The following is a 14,746-nucleotide window of genomic DNA, read 5'->3' as shown; positions in this document are numbered from 1 at the left end:
TATGAGTCTGAATTTTCTTGATTTTGAACAGCCGATTGCAGAGCTGGAAGCGAAAATCGATTCGCTGACTGCAGTCAGTCGTCAAGACGAAAAATTGGATATTAATCTGGACGAAGAGGTTCTGCGTCTGCGCGAAAAAAGCGTTGAACTGACGCGCAAGATTTTTTCTGATCTTGGTGCCTGGCAGGTTGCCCAATTGGCACGCCACCCGCGCCGTCCTTATACCCTGGATTATATCAAACACATCTTTACCGACTTCGAAGAGCTGGCGGGCGATCGCGCCTATGCCGATGACAAAGCGATCGTTGGCGGCATTGCGCGGCTGGATGGCCGCCCGGTGATGATCATTGGTCATCAAAAAGGGCGTGAAACCAAAGAGAAAATCCGTCGCAACTTCGGCATGCCGGCACCGGAAGGCTACCGTAAGGCACTGCGCCTGATGGAAATGGCTTCCCGTTTCAATATGCCGATCATCACTTTCATCGATACGCCGGGGGCATATCCGGGCGTGGGCGCGGAAGAACGCGGCCAGTCTGAGGCGATCGCCCGCAACCTGCGCGAAATGTCCCGGCTGAACGTTCCGGTGATTTGCACCGTTATCGGCGAAGGCGGTTCCGGCGGCGCGCTGGCGATCGGCGTTGGCGATAAAGTGAATATGCTGCAATACAGCACTTATTCGGTGATCTCGCCGGAGGGTTGCGCTTCGATCCTGTGGAAAAGCGCTGATAAAGCACCGCTGGCGGCGGAAGCCATGGGCATCACCGCGCCGCGTTTGAAAGAGCTGAAGCTGATTGACTCGGTGATCCCGGAACCGCTGGGCGGCGCGCATCGCGACGTGCCGGCGATGTCGGCCGCGTTGAAAGCCCAATTGCTGGCCGATCTGACCGATCTTGACGGGTTGAACACCGAAGAGTTGCTCAACCGCCGCTATCAGCGCCTGATGAGCTACGGTTACTGCTGATCCTGGCGTTTCTGCCGCAGTTGTAAAAAATGCCAGTCAGTTAAGCTGACTGGCATTTTTTTATCCGCCGCGCGCTGCCCGCCCTGGCGTCTGGGGTACACAATGGCGGTAAATCATGTTGTTATAAAGACCGTTAACCGACAGGAGTCGCCCGATGAACATCATCGCCATCATGAGCCCAATGGGCGTGTACTACAAAGATGAACCCATCCGCGAACTTCACCAGGCGCTGGCCGCCATGGGGTTTCAGTTGGTATACCCGAAGAGCAGCAGCGATTTGCTCAAGCTTATTGAACACAATGCGCGCATCTGCGGCGTGGTGTTTGACTGGGATGAATACAGCCTGGAGCTGTGCAGCGAAATTAACGAACTGAATGAATACCTGCCGCTGTATGCGTTCATTAATACCCATTCCACCTTCGACGTTAGCCTGCATGAAATGCGTATGGTGCTGTATTTCTTCGAGTACGATCTGCACGCGGCGGGTGATATCGCGCAACGTATTCGCCAGTACACCGACGAATATGTGGATACCATCACGCCGCCGCTGACCAAGGCGTTGTTCAACTACGTGAAAGAGGGGAAGTATACCTTCTGCACACCGGGGCATATGGCCGGCACCGCGTTTCAGAAAAGCCCGGTGGGCAGCCTGTTTTATGATTTTTTCGGCGCCAACACCATGAAGGCGGACGTGTCTATCTCGGTCACCGAACTGGGCTCATTGCTGGATCACACCGGCCCGCACCTTGAGGCGGAAGAGTATATCGCCCGCACCTTCAATGCTGAGCAAAGCTATATGGTGACCAACGGCACTTCGACGGCCAATAAGATTGTCGGCATGTATTCGGCGCCAGCGGGCAGCACGGTATTAATCGATCGTAACTGCCACAAGTCCTTGTGCCATTTAATGATGATGACCGATATCGTACCGATTTACCTGCGCCCGTTGCGTAATGCCTATGGCATCCTCGGGGGGATCCCGCAGCGTGAATTCACGCGCGACAGCATTGCCAAGCGGGTGGCGGAAACCGCCGGCGCCAGTTGGCCGGTGCACGCGGTGATCACCAACTCCACCTATGACGGCCTGCTGTACAACACCGATTACATCAAACGCACGCTGGATGTGCCTTCGATCCACTTTGACTCCGCCTGGGTGCCCTATACCAATTTTCACCCGATGTATGAGGGTAAAAGCGGTATGAGCGGCGAGCGCATTCCCGGCAAAGTGATCTATGAAACCCAGTCAACGCATAAGCTGCTGGCGGCATTCTCACAGGCATCGATGATTCATATTAAAGGTGACTATGATGAAGATACCTTCAATGAAGCCTATATGATGCATACCACCACCTCGCCGCATTACGGCATCGTGGCGTCCATGGAGACCGCCGCGGCGATGCTGCGCGGCAACCCTGGCCGGCGCATGATTTATCGCTCATTGGAGCGCGCGCTGCACTTCCGGCATGAGATACAGCGCCTGCGTGAAGAGAGCGACAGCTGGTTTTTTGATATTTGGCAGCCGGATGAGATCGGTGAAGCGCAATGCTGGCCGTTGAACCCGGATGATAACTGGCATGGTTTTGGGCAGACGGATCGCGATCATATGTATCTTGATCCGATCAAGGTAACCATTCTCACGCCGGGCATGAGCGAGGCGGGCGGCCTGGCGGATGACGGCATCCCCGCCGCGCTGGTGGCGAAATACCTTGATGAGCGCGGGATCGTGGTTGAGAAAACCGGGCCGTACAACCTGCTGTTCCTGTTCAGCATTGGCATTGATAAAACCAAGTCGATGAGTTTGCTGCGCGGCCTGACCGACTTCAAACGTTCTTATGATCTCAATCTGCGGGTGAGGAACATGCTGCCGGATCTGTACGCGGAAGATCCGGATTTCTACCGCACGATGCGTATTCAGGATCTGGCGGCCGGGATCCATAATTTGATCCGCCAGCACGATCTGCCGCGCCTGATGCAACGCGCCTTCGATGTGCTGCCGGAAATGAAAATGACCCCGCACCAAATGTTCCAGCAGCAGGTGCGCGGCAATGTCGAAACCTGCGAGATCGGCCAGTTGATCGGCAAAGTGGCGGCGAATATGATCCTGCCTTATCCGCCGGGCGTTCCACTGGTGATGCCGGGGGAAATGATCACCGAAGAGAGCCGAGCGGTGCTTGATTTCCTGCTGATGCTGTGTTCGATCGGGGAACACTATCCCGGCTTTGAAACCGATATTCACGGCACCAGGCTGACGGAAGACGGGCGCTACCTGGTCAAGGTGCTGAAAGCGCCGCAGCCTGAAGTGGAACCACAGCGGTAGTTATCCTGAAAGAGGGTGTTCAATGTTGGCATTACGCAAGCTCCATCACATCGCGGTTATTGCTTCTGACTACGCGGCCAGCAAGCATTTTTACTGCGACATTCTTGGCTTCACGCTGCAGGCGGAGGTTTACCGCGCCGAGCGTGATTCGTGGAAAGCCGATTTAGCGCTCAATGGCGAGTATACCCTGGAACTGTTTTCCTTCCCTTCGCCACCGGCGCGCGTGAGCCGCCCAGAGGCCTGTGGTTTGCGCCATTTGGCCTTCAGCGTCGCTGATATCGAACAGGCGATGGCGCATCTGCAGCAGGCGGGCGTTGTTTGCGAGCCGGTGCGTGTAGATCCTTACACCCAGGCCCGTTTCACTTTCTTTAGCGATCCGGACGGGCTGCCGCTGGAACTGTATGAACAACGGTGATAAACCCCACGATGGATAGTGAACGTTTAGCCGAACAGGTTGCTCAACGGTTGGCCGGGCACAATAAGCTGCTGGTGGCGTTCAGCGGCGGGCTGGATTCCAGCGTGCTGCTGCACCTGCTGGCGCAACTGCGTCAGCAACGCCCTGAACTGCAGGTGCGCGCGCTGCACGTGCACCATGGGCTGAGCCGTTTTGCCGACCAGTGGGTAGAACATTGCCGGCAGCAGTGCCTGGCATGGCAGGTGCCGCTGCAAGTGCAGCATGTGCAGGTTGACTGCCAGCATGGCGGTATCGAAGCCGCCGCCCGTAACGCGCGCTACGCCGCGCTGGCAGAGGCACTGGCCAGCGGCGAAACGCTGCTGACCGCGCAGCATCTTGATGACCAGTGTGAAACCTTTTTGCTGGCGCTAAAGCGCGGCAGCGGCCCGGCCGGGCTTTCCGCCATGGCGGCGCAAAGCCAACTGAGTGGGAAGCCGTTGCTGCGCCCGCTGCTGGATTTTTCCCGCGTGCAGTTGGAAGCCTATGCCCGGCAGCACGCATTGTGCTGGATTGAGGATGACAGCAATCAGGATGCGCGTTTTGATCGCAATTTCCTGCGCCTGCAGGTGTTGCCGTTGTTGCAGCAGCGGTGGCCGCACTTTGCCGCAGCGAGCGCCCGCAGCGCCAGCCTGTGCGCTGAACAGGAGCAGTTGCTGGATGAACTGCTGGCGGAAGATCTACACGCATTGCTGGCAAATGACGGTTCGCTGGCCATCGCGGGGCTGGTGGCCTGCTCAGCCGTGCGCCGCTTCGCCCTGCTGCGCCGCTGGATCGCCCGCTTTGGCGTGACCATGCCGGCGCGGGAGCAACTTCAGCGGCTGTGGGATGAAGTGGCGATGGCCCGGCCGGATGCCGCGCCACAGTTGCAACTGGGCCTGTATCAAATACGCCGCTATCGCCAGCACCTGTATCTGCTGCCGCAAATGGCCGATCTGCATGCGCTGTGCCTGCCGTGGCGGCCGCGATTGCCGCTGCCGGATGGCCTGGGCACGCTGATCGGCGGGGAAGGGGATATCCTGCTGCGTGCGCCGCGGCCGGGCGAGCAGGTGAGCGTGCGTTTTAGCGCAGAGGGCAAGCACCGTATTATCGGGCGAACGCATTCCCGGCCGATCAAAAAGCTGTGGCAGGAACTGGGGGTTCCGCCCTGGCTGCGTGAGCGCACGCCACTGATCTATTATGATACCCTGCTGATCGCCGCGCTTGGCGTCTTCGTGACTGAAGCCGGCAGCGTGCCGCCAGATGAGCAGCCGTGGCGTTTGCGCTGGGATAAAGAAGAAAATACCAAGGAGCAATGATGAAATGGGTAAGCGCCATGTGGTTGGCCGTTGGCTTCCTGAGCCTGCCGGCGATAGCGGCAGGAGATGCCGCCGTGGGCAAGACTAAATCTGCAAGCTGTATGGCCTGCCACGGTATGCAGGGAAAGGCCAGCGTACCGATGTACCCGAACCTTGCCGGCCAGAATGCCATGTATTTAGGGGCAGCGCTGCAGGCGTATAAGAAAGGGGAGCGTTCCGGGGGGCAGGCTGAAGTGATGCGGGCCTATGTTTCCGGCCTGTCCGATGATGACATCGCCGATCTGGCCGCCTACTATGCCAGCCTGAAACCCTGAGCGGCCGTAGAAACAAAGCAGGGCAGCCAATGGCTGCCCTGCTTGGTTGTAGTGTCAGCGCTGTTCAGTCGGACAGACTCACGACGACAGTGCCGATTTCCGGGTGGCTAAAGCTGTGGATATAATCCAGGCGCAGATCGCGTTGCTCGCCATTGAGCTCAATGGTCAGGTATTCAACACGTTTTTTTTGCAGCAAATCGAGGGCTTTGGCCTCGATCTCTTCGCCGTCGCGTAGCGCCAGCTTCAGTACAAGTTTATGCTGACAGGCGAGTTCCAGGTTGTCGTAGTCATCACAATTGATGGGTTGATACTCATCATTCATCAACATAGTCGCTCACCAATAAGTTAGCGGCGGCAAAAGCCGCCTGTTCCCTAACGGAGGACGGAAGTGCCTCATTTGCGGCAACATCGTCCAATGCCTTCAATACACATGTTAGTGCATCGGGCACGTAACCGAGATCTCCACTGCCTATCCCAGCGTAAAAACGGCGTACTAACTCACAGTATTGTTGCACAGTTTCCTCCCACAAGAGCCTCTGCATCATCGGGAAGCATTATCGTGATGAAGCGCAGGATCTTGGCGCTACCAACCTGACTTAGACGACTATAGCACAGCTATAGTTAAGTTATTAGCGGCTCGCATTGGCCGTTGCGCCGAGCTTTCACTGCGCCGGCGAGGGAAATCAAGTACACTATCGCCTGATAATTACGAGGTTTCTCATGGCGCTAAAAGCAACTATTTACAAAGCCACGGTCAATATCGCGGATATGGATCGCCATTTTTACTATGACGCCGCGCTTACGCTGGCGCAGCATCCTTCAGAAACCGAGCAGCGTATGATGCTGCGCCTGTTGGCTTGGATCTGCCATGCCAATGAGCGCCTGGTGTTCACCAAGGGGTTGAGCACTGCCGATGAGCCGGAAATCTGGCAGCGTAACGATCATAACGGCCTGGAATTATGGGTTGAGCTGGGGCTGCCGGATGAAAAACGCCTGCGCAAAGCCTGTAATCAATCGGCGCAGGTGGTGTTATATGCCTATGGCGAGCGCGCGGCCCAGGTATGGTGGCAGGGCATGCAGGCAAAAGCGGCCAATCACAAAAATTTGCATATACGTTTTCTGGGCGACGCACAGCTAGCCCGGCTGGCGGCATTGGCAAACCGTAATATGGTGCTGCAAGCCACGCTGCAAGAAGGGATGATCTGGCTGTCCGATGCTCAGAATAGTCTGGAAATTCAATTTGCCGAATGGCAACGGCCGCAGGTGTAATGGGTGTTGGTTTTATCAAGAAACGTGGTTATACCGGATTCGGAGATAGTCCTTACGGCAATTCGCGCCCAGGGAGCCGGTGGGCAGCACGTGAATAAAGCCTCAACGGCCATCCATTTGCGCTTTGACATCCGGGCCTCTAGCCTGCCAGAGTATTACAAACAAAGGCTATTGGCGCTAAACCACCATTTGGTGACGGCCGAAGGCGTGGTCATTATCAAGGCGCAGGAATACCGCAGCCAGGAGCTCAACCGCGAGGCGGCATTAGCGCGCCTCGCGGCGCTGATCGCTCAGGCGCTGGTGGTCGAAAAAACACGTAAAGCGACCAAGCCCAGCAAAGGGGCGAAATTACGCCGGTTAGAAGGCAAAGTTCGCAAAGGTGCAACCAAAGTACTGCGCGGCAAGATCCGCACCTGATGGAGTATGGGATACGGCAACACAGTAGGAGAAAAACTGTGAAAAATATATCAGTTGCCCTGTTTTTAGCAGCGGGCGCACTTTCATTACTGGGATGTAATAACCACTTTCAACCTAAAGAGCAGCCGCTCCAGCCGATGCAACAAAGCTATCAGGGGGTCTTGCCCTGCGCTGACTGCAGCGGTTTGGATACGTTACTGTACCTGGATACCGACGGTACCTTTGTGCTACAGGAAACCTATCGCGAAACGAAAGATGGCGATCAAACTTTTGCCGAGTACGGCAAATGGGAGCGTACCGCAGATAAACTGGTGCTTACCGGCAGCAACGGGGATAAGCGTTATTTCCGCCCGCTGGGTAAAAGCCTGGAAATGCTCGATCAAAGCGGTGTGCCTATTCGCTCGCCGTTGAACTACCAGTTGGCGCCGGTGGAAAAGACATTGCCGAGCACCCCGATGGCGCTGAAAGGCAGCTACACCTACATGGCCGATGCGGCGATCTTTAAAGACTGCGTCACCGGTAAAACCTTCCCTATCGATAGCAACGTCAGCCTGGAGCAGGGGTATGCTAGAGCCCGCAAAGCCGCAGGCGAACCGGTGTTTTTGATGCTTGATGGCCATTTTAGCACTCAGCCATCAACAGAAGACGGGCAGATGCACAAGGCGCTGGTGCCGGATGGCAATGCGGTGTTCGATAACGCCAAGCACTGCGACAGCGTATCGTAACGATAAAAAACAACCCGCCGTGGCGGGTTGTTGTTGTCAGCGTTAACCCATCGCCAAAGGGCGGTGGGTTTTTACCGGTTAACGTGCGATCTGCGCCAGCAGGAAATCAACGATCTCGCTGGTTTTGATCATCTGTTTTTCACCAATGCGGCGGTTCTTGTATTCGATCTCGTCGCTGTCAAGGTTACGGTCGCCAATCACGATAGAGTGCGGCACGCCGATCAGCTCCATGTCTGCGAACATCACACCTGGGCGCTCTTTACGGTCGTCAAGGATCACGTCGATGCCGTGGGCACGCAGTTCGGCGTACAATTTTTCCGCCAGCTCCTGCACGCGGAAGGACTTGTGCATGTTCATTGGCAGAATCGCCACCTGGAAAGGCGCGATAGCGTCTGGCCAGATAATGCCGCGATCGTCGTGGTTTTGCTCAATCGCCGCTGCGACCACGCGGGTCACGCCGATGCCGTAGCAGCCCATGGTCAGGATCTGGTTGCGGCCGTCTTCGCCTTGTACCGTTGCCTTCAGGGCTTCCGAATACTTGGTGCCCAATTGGAAAATGTGGCCAACTTCAATACCACGTTTGATCAGCAAGGTGCCTTTGCCGTCTGGGCTGGCGTCGCCTTCGACCACGTTGCGAATATCGGCAACCTGCGGCAGCGGTAAATCGCGCTCCCAGTTAATACCGAAGTAATGCTTGCCGTCGATATTGGCGCCGGCGCCGAAATCGCTCATTGCCGCTACGCTGCGGTCAATCACCACCGGCAGTGGCATGTTGATTGGGCCAAGAGAGCCAGGGCCGGCACCCACAATGGCTCGGATTTCTTCTTCGCTGGCGAAGGTGAGCGGTGCTGCCACCTGCGGCAGTTTTTCCGCCTTCACTTCGTTCAGTTCATGATCGCCACGCACCAGCAGCGCAACTAACTGGTGGCCGCTTTTTTCTTTGGCGCGAACCAGCAGGGTTTTCACCGTTTTTTCGATCGGCAGTTTAAACTGCTCAACCAGCTCGGCGATGGTTTTGGCGTTCGGCGTATCGACCTGGCGCAACGCTTCTGTGGCTGCCGCGCGCGGTTCTGCCGGGGCGACCGCTTCTGCCAATTCGATATTGGCCGCGTAGTCGGAGCCGGTGGAGAACACGATATCGTCTTCACCGCTATCCGCCAGTACCTGGAATTCATGCGAAGCGCTGCCGCCGATCGAACCGGTATCTGCCTGCACCGGGCGGAAATCCAGACCGATGCGGCTGAAGATCTTGCTGTAAGCGGCATACATGGCGTCGTAGGTCGCCTGCAGCGATTCCTGTGAGGTGTGGAACGAGTAAGCATCCTTCATCAGGAACTCGCGCGAGCGCATCACGCCGAAGCGAGGGCGAACTTCGTCACGGAACTTGGTCTGGATCTGGAAGAAGTTTAGCGGCAGCTGTTTGTATGAGCTGATTTCGTTGCGGATCAGATCGGTAATGACTTCTTCATGCGTTGGGCCAAGCACAAACGGGCGTTCGCCGCGATCGACAAAGCGCAGCAGTTCCGGGCCATACTGTTCCCAGCGCCCGCTTTCTTGCCACAAATCCGCGGGCTGCACTACCGGCATCGAGATTTCGATCGCATTGGCGTTATTCATTTCTTCGCGAACGATGTTTTCAACTTTCTTCAGAACGCGCAGGCCGGTGGGCAACCAGGTATAAAGACCGGAGGCCAGCTTGCGAATCATCCCGGCGCGGAGCATCAGTTGGTGGCTGATCACTTCGGCATCGGCAGGTGTCTCCTTCAAGGTGGAGAGCAGGTATTGGCTAGTACGCATGGTGTTTTGGTTCCGTTAGAACAGCAAGTAGCATCGGGCTGTCAGCATGGCAGCCGAAAAAAATAAAAGTGGTTTAGTTTACCAGCGTGAGCCGGCCGCCAAAAGAGAGCGGAAGGAATTTTAACGGGCCTCCAGGGCCAGCACTTCAGTTTGCCGATCAACCACCCGCCAACGCACGTTGAAATCCAGCAGCCAGACGGCATATTCGCGCTCGGCCGTTTCGTTCTTCCGGTAGGCCGGGCGCGGATCCTGTGCTAACACCTGGGTGATAAAACGGCGCAGCTGTGGGTAGCGCCGTTGATGCAATTGCAGGTGCTGCTCCGCCTGGGGCGAGAAGTAAACCGGCATATCGCCGGCCGGCGCTTCCTGAGCAAAGCCGGCGCGGGCCTGAGGCTGGCTTTCGGCGAACGGCAGGTAGGGCTTGATATCGATCACCGGCGTGCCGTCAACCAGATCGAGGCTGCCGAGTTCCAGCACTACATTTCCCCCCTGGGCACGAATGCCTTTTAATTCCACCAGGGACATGCCGAGCGGGTTTGGCCGGAAGGTGGAGCGGGTGGCGAACACGCCCATGCGGGCATTGCCGCCCAGGCGCGGTGGCCGAACCGTCGGCCGCCAGCCGCCTTCCATGGTCTGATGGAAAACAAACATCAGCCACAGGTGGCTGAAATCGTCCAGGCCACGCACCGCTTCTGCCTGATTGTACGGCGGCAACAGCACCAGCTCACCGCCGCCATCCTCCACCAGCCCTGGCTGGCGGGGAACGGCAAATTTCTCTTTATACGGTGAACGAATGGTGCCTATCTGGTTGAAATGAAACGCTGTCATTTGGAGGAAACGTTCAGCGCGGACCCCTGGCAAACGGCCTGTTGATAACACCCTGCCACGCCGCTGATGATTTGGCAGTCATGCAGCAACACGGCGTTGGCCTTCATGTAGGAAGCGCGGATCTGCATACGTTTGCGCGCCGTTGCCAGGTTTGGCGGGGAGTCTTGCGCAGTCGTCTGGCACGATTCACCGGAAACCTCGCCCAGATCGCGGAAGGGCTTGCCGACTAATTCTTCTGCATTCTTATAAAGCTTTACCGGTACCGGGCGCGGCGCCGGCGCCGTTTTAGCCGGGGCACTGCTGCTGGTAGCAGCGGGTTTGCTGGTCTTGTTTGCTGGGGTAGAGCCCCCGGGCAGCATGGAGCAACCGCTCAACGTAAGCGCGAACAAACAGAGAGGTAAAACACGCATAGAAATTCCTCTGCCTTTTTATATAAAGTGGCGCTATTGAAGCAAGCTATGGTGGAAATAACAAGACGGGCCGAAGCCCGCCTTACAATAAAACGCTAAAAGTGAATACTTGGCTTACCAGCCTTTCACCGCGCCGCCGTTGAAAATCTTGTTGGCCGCTTCGTTAACTTCATCCGTTTGGTAAGCTTGTACAAATTTCTTTACGTTTTCCGCGTCTTTATTATCTTCGCGGGCAACCAGCAGGTTCACATACGGTGAGTCTTTGTCTTCAACAAACAGGCCGTCTTTGGCCGGCGTCAGCCCAATCTGGCTGGCATAGGTGGTGTTGATGATGGCCAGCGTAATTTGCTGATCGTCCAGTGAGCGCGGCAACTGCGGCGCTTCCAGCTCTACCAGCTTCAGGTTTTTCGGGTTTTCAACCACGTCCAGCGAGGTCGGCAACAGGCCAACGCCGTCTTTCAGCTTGATCAGACCTTGTTTCTGCAGCAGCAACAGTGAACGCCCCAGGTTGGTGGGATCGTTTGGCAGGGCGATCTGCGCACCGTCTTGCAGTTCAGACAGTGACTTGATTTTTTTAGAGTAGGCGGCGATGGGATAAACAAAGGTGTTACCGACGGCAACCAGCTTGTAGCCGCGGTCTTTGATCTGCTGATCCAGGTAAGGCTTATGCTGGAAGGCGTTAAGATCGATATCGCCCTTGCTCAGCGCTTCGTTTGGCAGCACATAGTCGTTGAACGTCACCAGTTCCACGTCCAGGCCATATTTTTCCTTCGCAACCTTTTGCGCCACTTCGGCAACCTGCTGTTCCGCACCGACGATCACCCCCACTTTGATATGGTTCGGATCTTTTTCATCTTGCCCACAGCCGGCCAGAGCCAGAGTACCGATCAGTGCGCCGATTGCCGCAATGGATTTAAATTTTAACGACATATTCCTTCCTCAATTAGACTCGTATGTATACCCTTCATACTTCAAGTTGCAGGTGTGTTGGCTTTCCTCGCTCACCCCAGTCACTTACTTATGTAAGCTCCTGGGAATTCGCTGCGTTGCCGCCTTCCTGCAACTCGAATTATTTTGGGTAGATACGTTGCGTGTTTGCTATGAGCTTATTTATGGGTAACGGCCTTGGCGACGCGTTCACCACAAAACTGAATCAGATACACTAAAATAACCAGTAGCACTAATACGGTATTCATTACGGTCGCGTTGTAGCCGATATAACCGTATTGGTAACCGATTTGCCCCAGCCCGCCGGCGCCGACCGCACCGCCCATCGCCGAATAGCCTACCAGCGTAATGAGTGTGATGGTAGCAGCGTTCACCAAACCGGGTAACGCTTCCGGCAGCAGAACCTTCTTGATGATTTGCATCGGTGTTGCGCCCATGGCGCGCGCCGCTTCAACCAGGCCGGAGGGGATTTCCAGCAGGGCATTTTCCACCATGCGGGCGATAAAGGGCGCGGAGCCGACGGTCAGCGGCACGATGGCCGCCTGCAGGCCGATAGAGGTGCCGACAATCATGCGGGTAAAGGGGATCATCCACACCAGCAGGATAATGAACGGAATCGAGCGGAAAATGTTAACCAGCCCAGACAGCACCTTATACAGCGTGTTGTTGGCGACAATCTGCCCCGGGCGGGTGACATACAGCAGAACACCGACCGGCAAGCCAAGCACAAAGCCGAAGAAGCCCGAGACCAGCGTCATCATGACGGTTTCCCATACGCCTCGCGCCATTAACCACATCATTGCTTCAGACATACCCCAAAACCTCTACGTTAACCTGATTTTCCTGCAGGAACTGGATGGTTGCCGCCGTGCCGGCTTCATCGCCCTGCAGTTCGGCCAACATTACGCCGAATTTCACGCCGCCGGCATAATCCATTTGCGCGCTGATAATATTGTTGTTGACGTTAAAGCGGCGTGCCGCCTCCGAAAGCAGGGGCGCATCAACCGATTGGCCGGTGAACTCCAGGCGTAGCAGTGGTTTCAGGTCGCCCGTGCGCACCGGGTTGAGGCGCTCGGCATAGTCATTGGGAATATCCAGATGCAGGGTGGATTGAATGAACTGTTGCGCCAACGGTGTTTTGGGGTGCGAAAAGATTTCACTCACCGTGTCTTTCTCAATCAGCCGGCCTTGGCTGATGACCGCCACCTGGTCACAGATGCGTTTTACCACATCCATTTCATGCGTGATCAGCAAGATCGTCAGGCCCAGGCGGCGGTTAATGTCTTTCAACAATTCCAGAATCGAGCGGGTAGTGGCGGGATCCAGTGCGCTGGTGGCTTCATCGCACAGCAATACTTTAGGCTGGCTTGCCAACGCGCGGGCGATCGCCACCCGCTGTTTTTGCCCGCCGGACAGGTTGGCCGGATAGGCATCGTGTTTGTCCGCCAGCCCGACCAGATCCAACAAATCGGTGACGCGCTTTTTGATTTCAGCGCGTGGAGTCGTGTCCAGTTCTAACGGCAGGGCGACATTGCCGAATACGGTGCGCGACGACAGCAGGTTAAAGTGCTGGAAAATCATACCAATCTGGCGGCGTGCACGCGTCAGTTCGCTGTCAGACATGGCGGTGAGATCCTGGCCGTCAATCAGTACCTGGCCGGAGGTTGGGCGCTCAAGCATATTCGCACAGCGGATCAGGGTGCTTTTGCCCGCGCCTGATGCGCCGATAACGCCGAAGATTTGCCCGGCGGGGACATGAAGCGTGACGTCGGTGAGCGCGTTAATGGTGTGCGCCCCCTGCTGAAACACTTTAGTTATGTTAGAAAGTTTTATCATATTCTTCTAATTGTCGCGTGGTTGCCCGTGGCTAGATAACAGTTGACCTTGGCCTGGTACCAAGATGTGGGCCGATGCTAAGGTGTCTAGACGTCTAAGTCAACGGACATGCATATTATCCGGCGTTCTCAGCGGTGGGTAAAACATGCGATACTGTGGCCGATTTCAGGCCCTCAGGAGTAAACCGGTGACACAACGCGTTCCAGCTATTTTTTTAGACCGTGACGGTACCATTAATATAGATCATGGTTATGTCCATGAAATTGACGATTTTCAATTTATCGACGGTGTCATAGAGGCATGCCGTGAATTAAAAAAGATGGGCTATGTTCTGGTGTTGGTGACCAACCAGTCCGGTATTGCGCGCGGCAAGTTTAGCGAAGATCAGTTTATGCAGTTGACCGAATGGATGGACTGGTCATTGGCCGATCGTGATGTGGATCTCGACGGTATCTATTTCTGCCCACATTTACCGGATGCGGCAATAGAAGAATATCGCCAGGTGTGCGATTGCCGTAAACCGCAGCCGGGCATGCTGCTGCAGGCGCAGCAAGAACTGAATATTGATATGGCTGCTTCTTATATGGTGGGGGATAAACCGGAAGATATGCAGGCGGCGATTGCCGCTGGCGTCGGTACCAAAGTTTTGGTGCGTACTGGCAAACCGGTGACGCAAGCGGGTGAAGAATTGGCCGACTGGGTGCTAGATAGCCTGGCGGACTTGCCGAAAGCGATTAAATCGCGGGTTTAATAAACGCTCCGGCCGAATAATGAGCGGTTGAAAGAAAAGTGCAGATTATCGCTTGTCATTCTGAATCGGCTCCCTATAATGCGCCTCCATCGACACGGCGCAAGTGATTCACTTCACGAAGCGGCCGGGAAGAAAAGAGAAAATCCTGAAATTTGGGGTTGACTCTGAAAGAGGAAAGCGTAATATACGCCACCTCGAGTGAACGAGCCAGGTCTCGTAACTCATTGCTCTTTAACAATTTATCAGACAATCTGTGTGGGCACTCACAAGACGATATCCAGCACCTTCGGGTGCAAAAAAAATATCAAGTCTTGAAGAGTGACTAACTGAAGTAAAATTCATGCAGTAAATCTTCGAGCACGCTATTAACTTAGCAAATCAAGCTTTTAATTGAAGAGTTTGATCATGGCTCAGATTGAACGCT

The 14,746-nt window shown here is 55.7% G+C and carries 17 protein-coding genes; 9 read left to right on the top strand and 8 right to left on the bottom strand.

Annotation, left to right across the window (positions count from 1 at the left end; genetic code table 11):
- Position 1: 1 nt before the first annotated feature.
- From accA to AC559G_RS03335, 5 genes are all read left to right on the top strand, one after another.
- Positions 2-961 (top strand): acetyl-CoA carboxylase carboxyl transferase subunit alpha, encoded by a 960-nt coding sequence (gene accA / locus AC559G_RS03355; RefSeq protein WP_279026771.1) that lies wholly within the window; start codon positions 2-4, stop codon positions 959-961.
- A gap of 154 nt (positions 962-1,115) precedes the next feature.
- Positions 1,116-3,278, top strand: a complete 2,163-nt coding sequence (locus AC559G_RS03350) for a lysine decarboxylase LdcC (protein ID WP_498911307.1) — start codon at positions 1,116-1,118, stop codon at positions 3,276-3,278.
- Between the two features lie 22 nt (positions 3,279-3,300).
- On the top strand, positions 3,301-3,693 hold the full coding sequence (locus AC559G_RS03345) for a VOC family protein (RefSeq protein WP_438599729.1): 393 nt from the start codon (positions 3,301-3,303) through the stop codon (positions 3,691-3,693).
- An 11-nt stretch (positions 3,694-3,704) separates the two neighbouring features.
- A complete protein-coding gene (gene tilS / locus AC559G_RS03340) occupies positions 3,705-5,027 on the top strand; it encodes an adenine nucleotide alpha hydrolase family protein (RefSeq protein WP_498911304.1) in 1,323 nt (440 codons plus the stop codon).
- A complete protein-coding gene (locus tag AC559G_RS03335) occupies positions 5,024-5,341 on the top strand; it encodes a c-type cytochrome (RefSeq protein ID WP_438598725.1) in 318 nt (105 codons plus the stop codon). Before tilS ends, AC559G_RS03335 begins: the two co-directional genes overlap by 4 nt.
- Before the next feature lie 64 nt (positions 5,342-5,405).
- Here the strand turns inward: AC559G_RS03335 and rof are convergent, their stop codons facing one another.
- A complete protein-coding gene (gene rof / locus AC559G_RS03330) occupies positions 5,406-5,669 on the bottom strand; it encodes a Rho-binding antiterminator (RefSeq protein ID WP_095847471.1) in 264 nt (87 codons plus the stop codon).
- Positions 5,656-5,856: a YaeP family protein gene (locus AC559G_RS03325; RefSeq protein WP_095849075.1), complete on the bottom strand. Its 201-nt coding sequence runs from the start codon at positions 5,854-5,856 to the stop codon at positions 5,656-5,658. The genes rof and AC559G_RS03325 overlap by 14 nt, the downstream gene beginning before the upstream one ends.
- A gap of 205 nt (positions 5,857-6,061) precedes the next feature.
- Between AC559G_RS03325 and AC559G_RS03320 the strand changes: the two genes are divergently transcribed.
- From AC559G_RS03320 to nlpE, 3 genes are read left to right on the top strand one after another with little or no spacing between them, the layout of a single operon-like run.
- On the top strand, positions 6,062-6,610 hold the full coding sequence (locus AC559G_RS03320) for a YaeQ family protein (RefSeq protein ID WP_498911301.1): 549 nt from the start codon (positions 6,062-6,064) through the stop codon (positions 6,608-6,610).
- Between the two features lie 3 nt (positions 6,611-6,613).
- Positions 6,614-7,027: an aminoacyl-tRNA hydrolase gene (gene arfB, locus AC559G_RS03315; RefSeq protein WP_498911299.1), complete on the top strand. Its 414-nt coding sequence runs from the start codon at positions 6,614-6,616 to the stop codon at positions 7,025-7,027.
- Between the two features lie 38 nt (positions 7,028-7,065).
- Complete coding sequence (nlpE, locus tag AC559G_RS03310; RefSeq protein ID WP_498911297.1) at positions 7,066-7,752, top strand: copper resistance protein NlpE; 687 nt, start codon at positions 7,066-7,068, stop codon at positions 7,750-7,752.
- Positions 7,753-7,830: 78 nt separating this feature from the next.
- Here nlpE and proS read toward each other — a convergent pair whose 3' ends face one another.
- The 6 genes from proS to metN form a co-directional block, all read right to left on the bottom strand.
- Positions 7,831-9,549: a proline--tRNA ligase gene (gene proS, locus AC559G_RS03305; protein ID WP_498911295.1), complete on the bottom strand. Its 1,719-nt coding sequence runs from the start codon at positions 9,547-9,549 to the stop codon at positions 7,831-7,833.
- Positions 9,550-9,669: 120 nt separating this feature from the next.
- A complete protein-coding gene (gene tsaA, locus AC559G_RS03300) occupies positions 9,670-10,377 on the bottom strand; it encodes a tRNA (N6-threonylcarbamoyladenosine(37)-N6)-methyltransferase TrmO (protein ID WP_416260807.1) in 708 nt (235 codons plus the stop codon).
- Complete coding sequence (gene rcsF / locus AC559G_RS03295; protein ID WP_498911293.1) at positions 10,374-10,787, bottom strand: envelope stress sensor lipoprotein RcsF; 414 nt, start codon at positions 10,785-10,787, stop codon at positions 10,374-10,376. Before rcsF ends, tsaA begins: the two co-directional genes overlap by 4 nt.
- A gap of 114 nt (positions 10,788-10,901) precedes the next feature.
- The gene (locus AC559G_RS03290; RefSeq protein WP_438598719.1) at positions 10,902-11,717 is read right to left on the bottom strand and encodes a MetQ/NlpA family lipoprotein; all 816 of its coding nucleotides are present in this window, start codon (positions 11,715-11,717) and stop codon (positions 10,902-10,904) included.
- 176 nt (positions 11,718-11,893) lie between these two features.
- Complete coding sequence (locus AC559G_RS03285) at positions 11,894-12,547, bottom strand: methionine ABC transporter permease MetI (RefSeq protein ID WP_095847479.1); 654 nt, start codon at positions 12,545-12,547, stop codon at positions 11,894-11,896.
- Entirely contained in the window at positions 12,540-13,571 is a 1,032-nt protein-coding gene (metN, locus tag AC559G_RS03280; protein ID WP_095847480.1) for a methionine ABC transporter ATP-binding protein MetN, read from the bottom strand. The genes AC559G_RS03285 and metN overlap by 8 nt, the downstream gene beginning before the upstream one ends.
- A gap of 187 nt (positions 13,572-13,758) precedes the next feature.
- Here metN and gmhB point away from each other — a divergent pair, with 187 nt between their 5' ends.
- Entirely contained in the window at positions 13,759-14,322 is a 564-nt protein-coding gene (gene gmhB / locus AC559G_RS03275; protein WP_462614275.1) for a D-glycero-beta-D-manno-heptose 1,7-bisphosphate 7-phosphatase, read from the top strand.
- Positions 14,323-14,746: the final 424 nt, after the last annotated feature.

The organism is Gibbsiella greigii, from assembly GCF_039540155.1.
In the GTDB taxonomy this organism is placed as follows: domain Bacteria; phylum Pseudomonadota; class Gammaproteobacteria; order Enterobacterales; family Enterobacteriaceae; genus Gibbsiella; species Gibbsiella quercinecans.
The sequence above is the reverse complement of the archived record's forward strand: the minus strand, read 5'-3'. Positions and strand labels throughout refer to the sequence as shown.

Coding starts and splice junctions, on each gene's coding strand:
- accA (WP_279026771.1), top strand. CDS start 2: ATGAGTCTGAATTTTCTTGATTTTGAACAGCCGATTGCAGAGCTGGAA.
- AC559G_RS03290 (WP_438598719.1), bottom strand. CDS start 11,717: ATGTCGTTAAAATTTAAATCCATTGCGGCAATCGGCGCACTGATCGGT.
- tsaA (WP_416260807.1), bottom strand. CDS start 10,377: ATGACAGCGTTTCATTTCAACCAGATAGGCACCATTCGTTCACCGTAT.
- AC559G_RS03320 (WP_498911301.1), top strand. CDS start 6,062: ATGGCGCTAAAAGCAACTATTTACAAAGCCACGGTCAATATCGCGGAT.
- AC559G_RS03285 (WP_095847479.1), bottom strand. CDS start 12,547: ATGTCTGAAGCAATGATGTGGTTAATGGCGCGAGGCGTATGGGAAACC.
- rof (WP_095847471.1), bottom strand. CDS start 5,669: ATGTTGATGAATGATGAGTATCAACCCATCAATTGTGATGACTACGAC.
- metN (WP_095847480.1), bottom strand. CDS start 13,571: ATGATAAAACTTTCTAACATAACTAAAGTGTTTCAGCAGGGGGCGCAC.
- tilS (WP_498911304.1), top strand. CDS start 3,705: ATGGATAGTGAACGTTTAGCCGAACAGGTTGCTCAACGGTTGGCCGGG.
- AC559G_RS03335 (WP_438598725.1), top strand. CDS start 5,024: ATGATGAAATGGGTAAGCGCCATGTGGTTGGCCGTTGGCTTCCTGAGC.
- rcsF (WP_498911293.1), bottom strand. CDS start 10,787: ATGCGTGTTTTACCTCTCTGTTTGTTCGCGCTTACGTTGAGCGGTTGC.
- AC559G_RS03345 (WP_438599729.1), top strand. CDS start 3,301: ATGTTGGCATTACGCAAGCTCCATCACATCGCGGTTATTGCTTCTGAC.
- proS (WP_498911295.1), bottom strand. CDS start 9,549: ATGCGTACTAGCCAATACCTGCTCTCCACCTTGAAGGAGACACCTGCC.
- AC559G_RS03350 (WP_498911307.1), top strand. CDS start 1,116: ATGAACATCATCGCCATCATGAGCCCAATGGGCGTGTACTACAAAGAT.